Origin of the sequence: Endozoicomonas sp. Mp262, from assembly GCF_025643335.1 — a bacterium.
GTDB lineage: Bacteria > Pseudomonadota > Gammaproteobacteria > Pseudomonadales > Endozoicomonadaceae > Endonucleibacter.
In genome coordinates this window covers 858,983-875,000 of the sequence record NZ_CP092489.1, presented here as the reverse complement: position 1 = coordinate 875,000, position 16,018 = coordinate 858,983, and the positions used below count along the sequence as shown (strand labels likewise).

General features: G+C 45.1%; 11 protein-coding genes and 2 rRNA genes (1 of these 13 only partly in view). 8 read left to right on the top strand and 5 right to left on the bottom strand.

Going from position 1 to position 16,018, the window contains the following annotated elements; translation table 11 throughout:
* The 5 genes from MJ595_RS03835 to MJ595_RS03815 form a co-directional block, all read left to right on the top strand.
* Positions 1-1,982 (top strand): 23S ribosomal RNA (locus MJ595_RS03835); it begins 1,490 nt to the left of the window's first position.
* Positions 1,983-2,187: 205 nt separating this feature from the next.
* Positions 2,188-2,303 (top strand): 5S ribosomal RNA (gene rrf / locus MJ595_RS03830).
* Positions 2,304-2,516: 213 nt separating this feature from the next.
* Positions 2,517-3,650, top strand: coding sequence for an ISAs1 family transposase (locus MJ595_RS03825; RefSeq protein WP_263080561.1), 1,134 nt, complete (start codon positions 2,517-2,519; stop codon positions 3,648-3,650).
* Positions 3,651-3,751: 101 nt separating this feature from the next.
* Positions 3,752-5,179: a hypothetical protein gene (locus MJ595_RS03820; RefSeq protein ID WP_263081202.1), complete on the top strand. Its 1,428-nt coding sequence runs from the start codon at positions 3,752-3,754 to the stop codon at positions 5,177-5,179.
* A 172-nt stretch (positions 5,180-5,351) separates the two neighbouring features.
* Entirely contained in the window at positions 5,352-6,860 is a 1,509-nt protein-coding gene (locus MJ595_RS03815) for a hypothetical protein (protein WP_263081201.1), read from the top strand.
* A gap of 68 nt (positions 6,861-6,928) precedes the next feature.
* Here the strand turns inward: MJ595_RS03815 and MJ595_RS03810 are convergent, their stop codons facing one another.
* Positions 6,929-8,434 carry a CoA-acylating methylmalonate-semialdehyde dehydrogenase gene (locus MJ595_RS03810; RefSeq protein ID WP_263081200.1) on the bottom strand — a complete coding sequence of 502 codons (1,506 nt, stop codon included), beginning with the start codon at positions 8,432-8,434 and terminating at the stop codon, positions 6,929-6,931.
* Positions 8,435-8,499: 65 nt separating this feature from the next.
* Positions 8,500-10,461 (bottom strand): 5-dehydro-2-deoxygluconokinase, encoded by a 1,962-nt coding sequence (gene iolC / locus MJ595_RS03805; protein ID WP_263081199.1) that lies wholly within the window; start codon positions 10,459-10,461, stop codon positions 8,500-8,502.
* Positions 10,462-10,637: 176 nt separating this feature from the next.
* Here iolC and iolB point away from each other — a divergent pair, with 176 nt between their 5' ends.
* The 3 genes from iolB (at position 10,638) to MJ595_RS03790 (ending at position 14,050) form a co-directional block, all read left to right on the top strand.
* A complete protein-coding gene (gene iolB, locus MJ595_RS03800; RefSeq protein WP_263081198.1) occupies positions 10,638-11,441 on the top strand; it encodes a 5-deoxy-glucuronate isomerase in 804 nt (267 codons plus the stop codon).
* 213 nt (positions 11,442-11,654) lie between these two features.
* Entirely contained in the window at positions 11,655-12,638 is a 984-nt protein-coding gene (locus MJ595_RS03795) for a DUF2860 domain-containing protein (protein ID WP_263081197.1), read from the top strand.
* 122 nt (positions 12,639-12,760) lie between these two features.
* Positions 12,761-14,050, top strand: a complete 1,290-nt coding sequence (locus MJ595_RS03790) for a DEAD/DEAH box helicase (protein WP_263081196.1) — start codon at positions 12,761-12,763, stop codon at positions 14,048-14,050.
* Here the strand turns inward: MJ595_RS03790 and MJ595_RS03785 are convergent.
* The 3 genes from MJ595_RS03785 to MJ595_RS03775 all read right to left on the bottom strand — a co-directional run bounded on the left by MJ595_RS03785 (position 14,042) and on the right by MJ595_RS03775 (position 15,931).
* Positions 14,042-14,668, bottom strand: coding sequence for a carbonic anhydrase (locus MJ595_RS03785; RefSeq protein ID WP_263081195.1), 627 nt, complete (start codon positions 14,666-14,668; stop codon positions 14,042-14,044). The two genes, MJ595_RS03790 and MJ595_RS03785, sit on opposite strands and share 9 nt — an antisense overlap.
* A 161-nt stretch (positions 14,669-14,829) precedes the next feature.
* Positions 14,830-15,579, bottom strand: a complete 750-nt coding sequence (locus MJ595_RS03780) for a restriction endonuclease, SacI family (RefSeq protein WP_263081194.1) — start codon at positions 15,577-15,579, stop codon at positions 14,830-14,832.
* Position 15,580: 1 nt separating this feature from the next.
* Complete coding sequence (locus MJ595_RS03775; protein WP_263081193.1) at positions 15,581-15,931, bottom strand: restriction endonuclease, SacI family; 351 nt, start codon at positions 15,929-15,931, stop codon at positions 15,581-15,583.
* Between the last annotated feature and the right edge of the window lie 87 nt (positions 15,932-16,018).

The window sequence follows — 16,018 nt, the reverse complement described above, 5'->3', positions numbered from 1 at the left end:
GTCCTGTAAGCCGTTGAAGGTCAAGCCGGGAGGCAGGCTGGAGGTATCAGGAGTGCGAATGCTGACATGAGTAACGATAAAGGGGGTGAGAGGCCCCCTCGCCGGAAGACCAAGGGTTCCTGCGCAACGCTAATCGGCGCAGGGTGAGTCGGCCCCTAAGGTGAGGTCGAAAGACGTAATCGATGGGAAACGGGTTAATATTCCCGTACCGCTGTTGACTGCGATGGAGTGACGGAGAAGGCTAGGCCAGCATGGCGATGGTTGTCCATGTTTAAGGTCGTAGGCCGAGGGTTCAGGCAAATCCGGACCCTCAAGGCCGAGAACCGATGACGACCGATCTTTAAGATCGGGAAGTGGTCGATGCCAGGCTTCCAGGAAAAACTTCTAAGCTTCAGGTCAACAGGGACCGTACCCCAAACCGACACAGGTGGTCAGGTAGAGAATACCAAGGCGCTTGAGAGAACTCGGGTGAAGGAACTAGGCAAAATGGTACCGTAACTTCGGGAGAAGGTACGCCCCCGCCGGTGATCGGACTTGCTCCGTAAGCTAGTGGGGGTCGCAGAGACCAGTTGGCTGCGACTGTTTATTAAAAACACAGCACTGTGCAAACACGAAAGTGGACGTATACGGTGTGACGCCTGCCCGGTGCCGGAAGGTTAATTGATGGGGTTACCTCACCACCAAATTGCTCTTATGTACTACATATATGTGATTCAAAACGTAAACGATGAGACAGATTTTTATCTGGGTTATAGCTCTGATCTTCGAAAAAGATTAGATCAACATAATTCGGGTATGAATGCTTCTACCAAGGGTAGAATATGGCGCATTGCTTACTATGAAGCATATCAAGTCAAAGAGTTTGCGAGAGCTCGCGAAGCTAAACTAAAGCGCAACAAAAAAATGCGTCAGATGTTAATGCAACGTGTGCGAGAGCAATTTGGTGGTGAGGGAAGCTCTTGATCGAAGCCCCGGTAAACGGCGGCCGTAACTATAACGGTCCTAAGGTAGCGAAATTCCTTGTCGGGTAAGTTCCGACCTGCACGAATGGCGTAACGATGGCCAAGCTGTCTCCACCCGAGACTCAGTGAAATTGAAATCGCTGTTAAGATGCAGTGTATCCGCGGCTAGACGGAAAGACCCCGTGAACCTTTACTATAGCTTCACAGTGGATCTTGATGTTGCTTGTGTAGGATAGGTGGGAGGCTTTGAAGCGTGGACGCCAGTCTGCGTGGAGCCAACCTTGAAATACCACCCTGGCAATATTGAGGTTCTAACCCAGGTCCCTAATCGGGATCGGGGACATTGTGTGGTGGGTAGTTTGACTGGGGCGGTCTCCTCCCAAAGAGTAACGGAGGAGCACGAAGGTGCGCTAAGTACGGTCGGACATCGTACGGTTAGTGTAAAGGCACAAGCGCGCTTGACTGCGAGAGGTACATCTCGAGCAGGTACGAAAGTAGGTCTTAGTGATCCGGTGGTTCTGAATGGAAGGGCCATCGCTCAACGGATAAAAGGTACTCCGGGGATAACAGGCTGATACCGCCCAAGAGTTCACATCGACGGCGGTGTTTGGCACCTCGATGTCGGCTCATCACATCCTGGGGCTGAAGCCGGTCCCAAGGGTATGGCTGTTCGCCATTTAAAGTGGTACGCGAGCTGGGTTTAGAACGTCGTGAGACAGTTCGGTCCCTATCTGCCGTGGACGTTGGAAGTTTGAGGAGAGCTGCTCCTAGTACGAGAGGACCGGAGTGGACGAACCACTGGTGTTCGGGTTGTGTCGCCAGACGCATTGCCCGGTAGCTATGTTCGGACGGGATAACCGCTGAAAGCATCTAAGCGGGAAGCCCCCTTCAAGATGAGACTTCCCTGACTCCTAGAGAGTCCTGAAGAGCCGTTAAAGACTATGACGTTGATAGGCTGGGTGTGTAAGCGTTGTGAGGCGTTGAGCTAACCAGTACTAATGACTCGTGCGGCTTGACCATATAACGCCAAAGCGATTTACTGCGAACGTTCCAGACGTTCTTAGTACTTCCTCCATCCATGGAGGTCGTAACCATACACAATACAGTAGAGTGTAAGGCAAGAATTGAAAGCTTAAATAAAATGGATTCCGAGCGTGTGGATACGCTACCGTTTTTTGCCATCCCTGGCAAAACGGCATAAGCACGTCCATGTGCAAAAGTTTCGCCTGGCGACCATAGAATGTTGGAACCACCTGATCCCATCCCGAACTCAGCAGTGAAACGACATATCGCCGATGGTAGTGTGGGGTTTCCCCATGTGAGAGTAGGTCATCGCCAGGCACTTATTAGAAAACCCTGATAGTATACGCTGTCAGGGTTTTTGCTATGGGCTGAAAAAAAACCACCCAATCTCCGGCATCCCTTCGTTCCCAGGCTCCCTTTTTATGGATCAGAGCTTGTACTACTGTTTTATACAGGGCAAAAACATGATCAGAATTTGAACAGAAAATTGATTTCAAAAGCTGTAGAATCCCATGCTTTTTCTGTTGCCTGATGTCTGCCAAAGCCCTTTTTTCCAAGTTTACATCGCTTACCGACAAACGAGACCCGAAGAAGTCAACACATATTCTTGCAGAGGTTATGTTCATCTCAGTTTGTGCCATTCTCTGTGGTGCAGATGATTGGAATGGCATTCGCTTGTTTGCTGAGCACAAGGAAGGCTGGCTCCGTAAGCACTTAACCTTGCCTGGCGGTATTCCAGTAGCGGTTACATTCAATCGTATTTTCGCCACTCTTGACCCGGAAGAGTTTCGCAAAATCTTCATCCAGTGGATTAGGGATGTTCTTTCCGGACTGGAGCTCTCTGATAGCAAGATAGTTGCTCTTGATGGCAAGACTGTTAAAGGTTCGGCCTGGAATAAAGGCAAAGATGCAATACACATGCTTAACGCTTGGTGCACAGAGGCTGGACTGTCGCTGGGTCAGTATAAAGTTGATGAAAAATCCAACGAAATTACGGCCATTCCTGAGCTGCTCAAGCTGCTTGAACTCAGTGGCAGCCTTGTCACTATCGATGCAATGGGCTGCCAGAAAAAAATTGCTACTGCAATCCTGAAAAAAGAGGCAGACTACTTGCTGGCGGTGAAAGGCAACCAGAGAAAACTCTATGGAGAAGTGACTCGACTCTTCGATCAATACTGGCAAGATAATCTGGAAGATGCTCCTGACCATTACTTTGCGGAACAGGAAGGTAAAGAGCATGGTCGTATGGAGCACCGCCGGTGCTGGGTTATCAATGATGTTACTGAGGACTCCAATGCTGCCTCATGGAAAGCCAAAACCATAGCCGCAATCCAGTTAGACAGTAGCAAAAAGGGTAAAGGGAAAACACTCATCCGTTACTTTATATGCAGCCGCCAGTTATCAGCTGCCGAGGTACTTCAAGCTACCAGGAAGCATTGGCTAATAGAAAACCAATTACACTGGGTGCTTGATGTGGCGTTTGATGAAGACCGCTGTAGGGCAAGAGAAGGGTTCGCAGCAGAAAATCTAGCTGTTGCCCGGCAGGTGACACTCAATCTTCTTAAGTTGGACACTACGGTGAAAGCCGGTATCAAGAATAAGCGCAAAACCTGTGGCTGGAATGAAGACTACATGATGCAAGTGCTCAAATTGGTTGATTTGTGATCATGTTTTTGCCCTGCTGTTTTATATATGGGGATTATTTTATCAGTCAGCATAGTCTACTTTTAGAGGATAAGTTTTTTAAATATAGAGTGAGATGTTATTTGAAGCTGCTTGTTTTTTTTCTGTTTATGATGATGGTATTTGCTATTGCTCATTATAGGTTTAATAGGCTACTTTTCCTTATTTTATTAGGTTTTTATCAGCTCTCACTTGGTTTTGGTGGTGAACAAAGCGAAGACACCCAAGTACCAGAAACTACTGGTGAAAATACTAAAGAAGATTCTGCTGAGAGTAAAAAAAAGTCTAAATTATGTTCTGCTTGCTTCAAGCAGTGGGAGGATAAAGGAAGAACTGGTAAGGTTTTTTGTAATCACTCTAATAAAGCAAGGCGTTTAAATGGAAGGATTGAAGGAGAAAATAATATAGTAGACGATAAAAAAATTGATTCAGCATCATTGGAAGAAATAGATCCTGTATTTGCTTCTTACTACCGATTGGTATATGAGGAATATAAGGGAAAAGAATTAAAATTAAATCATAAACCTATGTCATATGACGATTATTTGAAACATGCAGTGAATGATTTAAATAAGGAAGTGGAGAGCAATATTAATCATCAGAATGCAGGAAAACCAAGGGGGAAAGTGAGTGCTATTAGTAGAAAAAAAACAAGAATGGGGAAGAAAATACCTGTTGTAATGGGTGTTTCTAAAAAAATATCTTCATCTAGACGACAGCGTATTTTACATGCTAAAAAACATTTGGAGGGAAATGACTATGAAGATAATAAGATTTTTGAAATAAGTATTGAGGGTAGCTTTACCAGTACTTTAGAAGAAAATTATGGTGGTTTATATGAAGAAAGTGAGTGTGATGAACAAGATATATATGAATGTGAGGATTTACTTTTAGAGGATGAAGTTAACTCTGATTTTTGTAATGGTCTTTTGGGGAAACTACTGAATGGTATTTGTTATGAAGAAATACTATACGGTCTTAATGAGTTGACTATGATTGGAAGGCGGGTTTTAGATCAATATTCTTCGAGAATAAAAGTTGGTTGTGATGAAAGTTTTGCTGAGGTAGCAGAAAGTCAAGTTTTATCTCTAAACTTTGATGGATTTAGGGTATTGGGTAATAGTGAGGATTATATTGCTTACCCAGAACAAGAACTAGAGCAGCTTAAAGATAAGGACTTGGTTGTAGTTATTCATGATGGCTTTTTGCTTTTTTCAGTTGTTTTTCAAAAATATAATAAAAGGTTGCTTAGGGAAGCTTTAGAAAAAGGTTTTATGGAAAGTAAAGGTGTTGAAGCTAATATGGAAGAGGCGATTTTCTATAGTAAACTAGGTGTTGATAGTGAAGAGCAGTTACAGGAACAGTGCTCGTTTATTTTAGGGGTATTTGTTGGTAAAAAGTGTCGGTTTGTAAAATTAAATAGACAGGATCTTTTTGATACAATATTAAAAATACTAAATGATTATACTTTTTCTGGATCATATAAAATTACTTATGACCAGGGAGTATAAATGTGCTGTATTGCTGTATATAGATATCGTTTTAAACCCCTTAATTATAGGGTTGCTTTGTAAACTGGATGCTGGGAATGAGGAATAATAAAAATCAAGGTTACTATTTAAGTTAAATAGTCTATTTTTTATAAATGATTGTTTGTTCCTAAGCAGGAATAAGGCTATTCAGTTGAGCAGTATAATATTAGTTTTTATTATGTGTGATATGATGAAATGGTTGAATAAGTGTGCTTTTCTTGTTTTATTATTATACTTTCCATTTTTTGTAATGGGTGCAGGTAGCGATAGCGAGGAAGGCTTAGAAGAAAATAAAAGTTATTCCCACTCTGTGCGTTTTACTGATGGTTCAGATGAGTTAAAAGGGAAAAAACAAATAAGCGATATTAAAGAAGAATTAGTTGAAAAAGATTCTGATGTTGTTGACTCCAAGTATTTAAGTGAGGAGGCAGCGTGTTCCTCAATGGATAATAAAAAAATAAAGAGGGGGACTGATCTTTATTACTTACCGTCAACATCTTCTGGAGTAAGTGCTGGCTCTAGTGTTGGATTGTTACAAGGAGATAGTGAGTTAAGAAATATTGATCCTTATTTGTTTACGTTTATTGAAAAAGATTATAAAAATTATTTAAAAAATAGGACAGATAAAGGTGATCCGTTAACGTTTGAGCATTATTATAACAGGCTGAAGGGTGAGCAAGAACGATCAAATAGGTTTCCGGTTTTTGTTAAGAGTGAAAAAGAAACAGTTTCAGTTAAATTTAGTTTTGTAAAAGGAAAGCAAAAAGTAGGGCGCGATAAAACTTTAAAAGATGCTCTTTTAAGGAAAAAAGGTAAGGGAGTGATTAAAAAAAAGTCAGCTAAAACATCTCTGCATGGAATTAGTAATAGAGATCAAATAGCTTTTAGAGAAGAAGGCAAGACAAGTGGTTTCTCAAGAACTACAGAGATTTGGTATGGCTCAGTCAACGATGCTGCCCATTTAGGTACAATGGATGTTAAAGAAAATTCAGACGATGAGTTTGAGAGTGAGGATATAGAAGAAGTTTTAAATGAAGCAGTCAGAATAATTACAAGTGTTTTCCCATATGATAAAGTACCATGTCGTTTGGAAAAGCAGGTGCTATCTGTATCAGGACTCCTTAGAACCTATAATTTTCATAGGACAACGAATCCTGCTGATGATGCTGATGCTTTTTTAAGGGCGCGAGAAGAAATTAAAGAAAGTAAGCTGAATGATGATTTTGTTATTGATGATGTAGGGTTTGGGAATGATGGGTTTTTAGAAAAGATTGCGTTATTAAGTAAAGGGGAGCAATTGGTGTTTATTGTTAATGGAGTTCATCTTTTTTTAATTGTTATTTTTTTATTTGATCCGGATTTAGTTGAAAAGGAACTTGTAGATATATCATCTGATGAATATGTGACATCACAGGAAACTAGTAAATCAGAATTTTATTCACAACTACAAAAAGAAAAGGGTTCTGAAAAAGGCAGTGAAGATAAGTTTCTAATAGGTGTTATTTTAGACAAGCGATATCAATGGCTTAGAGTGACAAGAAATACATTGGTTGAGGGGGCTTTTATAAATTTGCAAACATATGAACTTGCAGACTCATATAAGCTTTCTCCAAAAAGGGATGTATATAGAGATAATGAGCCTGCTTGTGGTGTTGAATAGTTACAGCTATATAAAGTTCTCCCTGTTATAAAGGTTCAGCAATATAACAGAGAGGAAAGTAATGGGCATTACTTCATTGTTGGCATGGCAAACTCGGAAGATGCATAGCCTTCACTATCAGGCCAGCGAGCGGTTACGGCCTTCATCCGGGTATAGAAACGTACACCATCAGAGCCGTGCATATGCAGTGGGCCAAATAGTGATCGTTTCCAGCCACCAAAGCTATGGAATGCCATTGGTACAGGGACTGGTACGTTAATACCCACCATACCCACCTGAATACGCTGGGCAAACTCTCGGGCCATCCTGCCATCACGGGTAAAGATAGCGGTACCATTACCGAACTCATGGGCATTAATTAGCTCAACGGCTTCAGCAAAACCAGGAACCCGGCAGATAGATAACACTGGTCCAAAGATTTCTTCTTTGTAAATGGTCATATCAGGTTTAACCTGGTCGAATAGGGAGCCACCGATAAAGTAACCGTGTTCATGGCCTGGCACTTTAAGGTCGCGACCATCCACCAGAAGCGTTGCTCCTTCAGCAACACCCTTATCTACATAGTGGCTGACTTTGGCTCGGTGTTCTTTACTGATCAGTGCCCCCATCTGATTTTCCTGGCCTTCTATAATCCCGGGACCAACCCGCAGGGCTTCAACCTGAGGAAGTAGCTTTTCAATTAATCGTTCGGCGGTTTCTTCACCAACTGGCATGGCTACAGAAATCGCCATGCAACGCTCCCCTGCGGCACCATAGGCTGCGCCCATAAGGGCATTGACCACACCGTCCATATCGGCGTCAGGCATAATGACCATATGGTTTTTGGCACCACCCAGCGCCTGTACCCGCTTGCCATGGGCGGAGGCCGTTTTATAGATATACTCTGCCACGGGAGTAGAGCCGACAAAACTGATGGCTTGCACATCCTCATGGGTTAGCAGAACGTCAACCACCTCTTTGTCGCCATTAACGATATTGAATACACCATCAGGTAAGCCCGCTTCTTTCAACAGTTCAGCCATGCGCATGGCGACCGCAGGCACTTTTTCAGAAGGCTTAAGTACAAAGGTGTTGCCACAGGCCAGAGCCACAGGGAACATCCACATGGGCACCATGGCCGGGAAGTTGAATGGCACAACCCCAGCGCAGACACCCAGTGGCTGCATCATGGACCAGCTATCAACACCCGTACCTACATTCAGGGAGTGCTCACCTTTTTGGAGATGGGGAATACCACAGGCAAATTCCACCACTTCCAGGCCGCGAACCATTTCACTTTTGGCATCAGAGAGAACTTTACCGTGTTCGATGGAAATCAGGGTTGCCAGTTCATCAAGATGCTTTTCAACCAGTTCTTTAAATTTGAATAAAACCCGGGAGCGACGCAGTGGTGTTGTTGCAGACCACTTGGGAAAAGCCGTTTTTGCAGCGGCAATAGCTTTTTTGGCTTCACCGGAAGTGGATAATGCCACTTCACGGATTTGCTCACCTGTAGCGGGGTTGTAAATAGCACCAGCGCGTTCTGATTCGCTGGCCACATAGTGGCCGTCGATATAGTTAATGACCTTTTCCATTGCTATTCCTGTATATGACCATTTATTTTTTAATGCTCTCCCGCTTAATGCTACGGGAGCCGCTTTTAGCTGGCTTTACGCTCATTCCAAAGTGTGATCAGCTGTATATAGTTATTAGCTATTTGTCGTACGAAAGTGGGGTCATCGATTTTGTTTTCTAACCACGCTTTGGATGGTTCTCCAAAGATCGTGCGACCCACCATAAAGCCTTTGCAGATATCAATACCGGCAGCAGCATTAAATCCTTTGCGGATTTGATCCACCGGTGCATCAAGGCCAAGTAGAATAACGCCGCGGCAGTGGGGGGCTCGTTCTTTGATCAGGGATTGTATTTCAAGCCATGCAGAGCGTTTGGGGGAAGGGACTTTCCACCAATCCGGGCGAATGCCCAGGTTATAGAAGCGCTTCATGGTTCTGAGCAGCAAACTGTCATCTGTTTTCATACCTTTGGGAGGGATGACTTCCAGCAATAGCTCATGGCCGCTGGCACAGCAATCGTCATAAACTGCCCGGACACTTTGCTCCTGCTCAAAACGTAGGTCTGCCTTATCATCAGGGTGGTAGAACACCAGGCATTTCACCACATGTTCTGTAGGCCAGCTGGTAAGGCGTCGGGAGACATTATCACTGTGCTCAATACTGAGAGGGCGTGAACCGGGAAGTTCAACGGGGCGACCAATCCACCACCCTTTGCCTGTTACTTCGTTCAGTACGTCCTGGCCGAAGGTATCATCACAGAGAATGCCTGCTCGTTGACCCAGGTCTGTCTCTTTTGCGCCCTCCCTAGCACCTTCCAGAATCAGTTGTTTCAGTTTTTTAATACGATCCACTGGGGCTCCGGCTTCTTTGGCCATCTCTATCAGTTGTTTTCGATGGTCAAATGCCAGTACGCACAGCTCAGGCCAGTCCTTATGCCGACAGGTTACCCTATGAAGGTAGTTAAGGTGATCATTAAGATCAGGGCGCTGAATTTGCTCGGCATTGGCCAGGTAATAGTCCAGCTCTTCTTTGCCGGGCATCGCTGGGGCACAGCCGTGTCTGGATACAACCAGGGCACCGCAGGCGTTGGCATAAGTAAGGCTTTGTTGCCATGAGGCTTGTTCAACATAGCCTCTTAACAGGCCACTCATAAAGGCATCGCCAGCTCCCAGGACATTGAGGACATCTACCCGGACACCTTTAACGGTAATGCCTTCATCCAGCATTTTAGGGATTTCATTTTCATAAACGGAAGCTCCCAGGGCTCCACGCTTGAGAACAATGGTGGCATTGGTCAATTTTCTGATGGCCTTAAGGGCTTCAATGGTATTGGTGGTGCCGCCAGCAATATGGACCTCTTCTTCGGTGCCAACAATCAGGTCAAATAGCGGCACAATGCTTTGCATATGGGCAGTGACCTTGTCATTGGCGATAAAACGATTTTCCCCTTCCGCTTTACCGGTCAAACCCCAGAGTACGGGTCGGTAATCAATATCCAGCGATGTGCGTGTTCCGTTTTGGCGGGCAAACCCAATAGCCTTGCGACAGGCTGCATCGGTTTCAGGGCGAGAAAAGTGTGTGCCGGTAATATGCAATACCTTGGCAGATGCTATCGCGTCTTCTTTTATATCCTCTGCACATAGTGCCATGTCGGCACAGTTTTCACGGTAAAAGATCAATGGAAAGGTATCTTTGTCTTCAATACCCAGAAGTACCAGTGCTGTTAACCGTTCAGGGTCTGTAATCAGGTGACTCGGGTCTGAACCGACACTTTCCAGCTCTTCTTTCAGAAAGCGCCCCATATGGTCATCGCCTACACGGGCAAGTATGGCTGACCTTAAACCCATACGGGCAGTGCCGTATGCCACGTTACCAGATGAGCCTCCGAGATATTTAGCCATAGTGCGACAGTCTTCCAGACGGCTACCTATTTGTTGTGAGTACAGGTCAACGGCAACCCGGCCAATGCAGATAATGTCCAGTGATTTCTCTACCACGTGTCTCCACCCCTTGTGATAAATTATTTTCTTTAAGAGCGATAACTCCATCAATCACCACCTCTTATTTTTTGGTTGCTTGGGTGATTGAAAAATATTTTCCATAAATAATATGTTTTGAAATTATTATTTCATTTGATCTGGAGCAAACATTTCATAACTTTTCTGTAATAGAAATACAGGGCCTGGCTTGAGCTTGAAGGCAATAGATAAAAGAAGTAAATGTTATGTCATCTCTTTTAGTAAAATCTGAAAAACGCAGCCATCAACACTGTATAACGCATATCACCCCTGAAAGCGCAGGGTGGAAATATGTGGGTTTTGAAGTTTATGAGTTAAAGACGGGTGATTACCTCGATTTTTCCGGGTGCGATCAGGAAGTATGCTTGGTTCTGGTGGCTGGAAAATGCTCTGTCATCACAGAAGATTCAACGCTGACCGATATTGGCGGACGAATGTCGCCCTTTGACAAGATACCGCCTCACGGGGTTTATCTGCCAATGGCAACCGATTTTAGAGTAATAGCAACCACTGACCTGGAACTGGCTGTATGTAAAGCACCCGGCAAAAGCAAAATACGTAAGGTGCGTCATTTGAAGCCGGAAGATATGACTGTTATGGATCGGGGAGAGGGAACAAACCAGCGCCTGATTCATAATATTCTGATGCCAGAGCATGATGCGGACAGCCTGCTGATTACTGAGGTTTATACTCCCGGGGGGCACTCATCCAGCTATCCTCCCCATAAACATGATACCGATGATATGCCAAGGGAATCTTATCTTGAGGAGACCTATTATCATCGTTTGAATCCACCCCAGGGGTTTGCTTTTCAGCGGGTTTATACCGATGAGCGGGACATTGACGAAACCATGTCTGTTGAGGATAAGGATACTGTCCTGGTTCCAAGGGGCTATCATCCTGTGGCAGCCCCCCACGGCTATGAACTTTATTATCTTAACGTAATGGCTGGACCCACCAGGGCCTGGAAGTTCCATAATGATCCTGATCATGAGTGGATGTTAAATTAGGGGCTGTTGACGTTTGATCGTGAGCACACGAGAAAACGTCAACAGCCTCTAGGGAGTGTTCAGATAAATTTGGATGCACACACGACACTTGTTTGATTGAAGGGTTATCCGCTATAAAGTGCAATGGGTATGTTTCATTGAAAAATAAAACTTACTGGCTTATCTGATCGGGGCAAAATACCCAAAATAAACACAATAATTCAGGGAATAGATATGCTGAAAGAGTTATCCGTTGGGCTTGTAGCTTATTCAATGAGTGCTGTAGCAGCAGCACAGCCGCCTCAGCAATGGGAACCGGGCTTTAGTGGTGAAGTGTCGATTCTTGCCGGCTTCACTCACAAGCATTCTCAATTCAATACCGACAATAAATCCACCAGTACCCTGGATCAATCGGGCGGCAGTCAGGGTAAGTATTTGATGGCTCCTATGGGACTGGTGCGATACACCTTTGCAGATCAGGACAGGCAATTGTTTTTCGGATCCAGCCGTTCTGACCTGGCATTAGGTAATTTTTACATAGAGGCAGGGTACCGGCAGTCATTCCAGCAAAATGGCACGATGTCTTTTAGTATTATTCCCGGAGTCATTTCAACTAAAACCTGGGCAGATCCGTTTATCACCGGGGAAGACCGGGAGGAAACCAGGCAAAAAAGGCAGGCTGTTCGTTTTCAATATAAGAACATCATGGGGTCTGACTTTTCTATTGAGTTGGCTGCGGGAAAAACAAAGGTAGATGAAGAAAAGAGTGGTCAAAGGAATTACACCGACGCCCAGCAGGAGTTATTGAAGAGGGAAGGGAATATTTTTTTGGCCAAAGGAAGCCATCGCTATAAGCTATCACGGAATTTATTCCTAAGAAGCGCCCTTATCTATATGAAAGACAAGGCGGATGGAGATGCCATGGCAAGTAATGCCTATGGTATTGAAGGCGGGATAGTCAGCATGCAAGCTGACTCAACCCTGGCTCTGACCCTCAGTTATAAACAGGCCCGTTTTGATGAGACTAACCCGGTTTTCGGTGAGAAACAGAAAGACCATCGTTATAGTGCATTTCTTGCCTACTCTTATGATGAGCCATTCAGCCTGAAGGATTGGGATTTTATCGCTTTAACAGGCTATAACTATACCCACTCCAATATTGATTTTTATGAGGAGAAATCATTACTGCTAATGGCTGGTTTAAGTTACAAGTTTTGATTCTCAGGAGAAATCCAGAGCAAAAATAGCACTAATCCGCAAGTTTCGGTAAGCTGCACGCCCGCTAAAGCAGAGGTGGACTCTCATAGGCGGGTTTTTGAAAGCAGCAACGAGACGATGATATGAGCTTTGCCTCCTTGGGCTTATCTGCCCCTATTCTTGAAGCCGTAGCGGAGCAAGGCTACAAGACCCCTTCTCCTATTCAGGCCCAGGCTATACCTGCCGTGCTAAAAGGCCAGGATGTCATGGCGGCAGCACAGACGGGCACTGGTAAAACCGCAGGGTTTACCCTGCCTATTCTGGAACGGCTGGCCAAAGGTGAGCGGGCTCGGGCTAACCAGGCCAGGGCGCTGGTGCTAACACCCACCAGGGAACTGGCCGCTCAGGTGGGAGACAGTGTGGCCACTTACGGTAAAAATCTGCGATTAAGCTCTGCCGTGGTCTACGGAGGGGTGAAAATCAACCCTCAAATGATGAGGCTGCGCCGGGGTGCGGATATTCTGGTGGCAACACCCGGTCGCTTGCTGGACCTGCATAGCCAGAATGCAGTGCGATTCAAGCAGCTGGAAGTATTGGTTCTTGATGAAGCGGATCGAATGCTGGATATGGGCTTTATCCATGATATTCGTAAAATTCTGGCCTTGCTGCCGAAGAACCGTCAGAACCTGCTGTTCTCTGCCACCTTCTCCAATGAGATTCGCTCACTGGCTAAAGGGCTAGTCAATAATCCCGTAGAGATATCAGTGAGTCCTAGAAACACCACGGCTAAAACGGTCAAGCAGTGGATTTGTCCTGTGGATAAAAAGCGCAAGCCGGCGTTGTTAACCCAGTTGATCATTGAAAAGAAGTGGGAGCAAGTGCTGGTATTTACCCGGACCAAGCACGGAGCGAACCGTCTGACTCGCTACCTGGATGAGGAAGGGATTAAGGCTGCCGCCATTCACGGTAATAAAAGCCAGAATGCCCGGACTAAAGCGCTGTCAGATTTTAAAAATGGCGATACCCGTATACTGGTAGCTACAGACATTGCCGCCAGGGGACTGGATATTGACCAGCTGCCCCAAGTGGTCAATTTTGATTTACCTAATGTGCCTGAAGACTATGTTCATCGTATTGGTCGAACCGGGCGGGCGGGTTCCCGTGGACAGGCGGTATCCCTGGTCAGTGCGGATGAGTTTAAGCAGCTTTCCGATATTGAAAGACTGATCAAACAATTGTTGCCCCGTCAGCTGATGGATGGTTTTGAGCCAGTCCATGACCTGCCTGAGTCCCGGTTAAACCATCGCCCAGCCAAGCCAAAGAAACCCAAGAAACCAAAACCCGGTCATAAAGACGGCCAGCGCGCCCCTAAAAAGGTAACCGAAGGCACTAATAAACCCAGGGTAAGAAGGAGCGTAAAGGGGCTAGTCTAAAGGAACTCCATCAAAGAAGTGAACCAGGCCTGTGTCCAGTGAGTATTCGGCACCGACGATTAGCAGGCCGTTCTCTTCAGTAAGCTGCTCCAGAATCTCTGAGCCATGTTTTAATTGATTGACGGATGCCCTGACATTGGCCCTTACGGCCCTCTGCATCAGCTTTTCATGGCTACTGGGGCTTTCTTCTTCCAGAAGCCCTTCTATTGAGGGGCGGATACGGTTAACAATCGAGCGCAGGTTGCGTGACTGGCTTTTGGTGGGGCGTTTCATTTCTTCCAGGGTTGCTGTAACAGCGCCACAGCGCGAATGGCCGAGCACCACCACCAGTCGGGTATTAAAGCACTCGGCGGCAAATTCCACACTTCCCACCTGGGATGGAGCCACCACATTCCCGGCTACCCGAATAACAAACAGGTCGCCCAGTCCCTGATCAAAAATAAACTCGGCAGGCACCCGGGAGTCAGAGCAGCCAAGAATAATGGCAAAGGGTTCCTGTCCTGCCGCCAGGTCCGTGCGTTTATTGGCACTGGCCAGTTTATCCAGGCTCATGACCCCGGATGCAAATCGACGGTTCCCTTCCTGTAGTCGTTTCAATGCTTCTAGTGCTGGAATCATCGATTACTTATCCTCTTTTCTGTAGAATTGATGGCCGTAAATGATTTTCATAGGGTGAGATTGCTGAAATCACAATAAATGCTCATGGCTGGGACATGGCAGGTTACAAAGCAATACTCTTTTCTAAAAGAGGTGATAATCCGCCTCTTTATGAGGTGAGTTTATATCCAGCCGCGCTTCTTAAAAATCAAATAAATATGCTTCTTCAGCTCATCCTTGGCTTTCATTCCTTCAAGCTTGCTTTGAATGATCTTTACTAACGTTCCAGATTCAATGGCTGGAGTCATATATCCAGTGAAGCCAATCAGTTCTTCTAACTTGATAAATGTTAGGGCAATATTTTTTTGTTTCCAATAAGCTGTTACCTGATCAAGGGTTTGCTCAGTTAAATGAGCCTGTGGCCCTATGACGAAAATGGTTCCTTGGAGGCCAGACTTGATAGCTTTTGATACTGCATGTTCTACATCTTTAGGTGAGAAAGGCTTATCCTTTACTTCAATGGCTGTTTCAATCTGGTTCTGATGATACACATCAATATCCAGTACTTCTTTTGATGAGGAACCAGCCTGATTTGCAGGATGTACTTTTACTTCAATGTCAGTGGATAAGAACTCTTTTCTAAGTAAGCTAAAGCATATACCTGTAGCAAGAGCAGCAGATTGTCCCTCCCAAGACTGGCTTATGAAGTCAGCTAATATTGACTGAATATCATGCGAAAATAGTGTAGATGGTAGGTTCTCGGTTATTTCGGTAAGGTCTTGTGATGGACGCTCAAAAATGGCCTCTATGACTGTACAGAGAGCCTTAAAAGAGTAGTCGCCATCTTTGTCCTGCATATACTCTAGTACATCTACTAGTTTATCCCTCAGCAGCAGGTCATTCCCTCTGCGTACTGCGTTCTCCTTAGACATTTCAGGAAATCCTTGCAGGTTTATTGAGGTATGGCTCATTTGATGCACCAAGCCTGTTTCCCAGTAGCTCTTTTTCTAAAGGCACTATTACTTTGTGGCATACAGAGCGCGCATCAAAAGCTCCGGGTAGCCCTGATTTAACTTGCAATACAAGAGGGTTTACCTCGGGGTTTGCTGCTTTTGAAAGAATGCCAGTGAGTAGAACATATCTGTAGGTAAGGTGTGTCCCAAGTGTTATGAGCCTGATGTTGTCAGCAAGTTCGGGACAGGTCTGGTAATTGTTGCGAGTTACTTGTTCAACAGCGCTCTTCAAGATTGTTCTTGCTACGCTATGGTTTACGGAAAGTTTCATAAATTTCTGTTAGATACTTATCAAAAAGATTTTGGTCTTGATGTGCCAAATACCAGAGAACGTCGTATAGCTCTATGATGTCAAGGC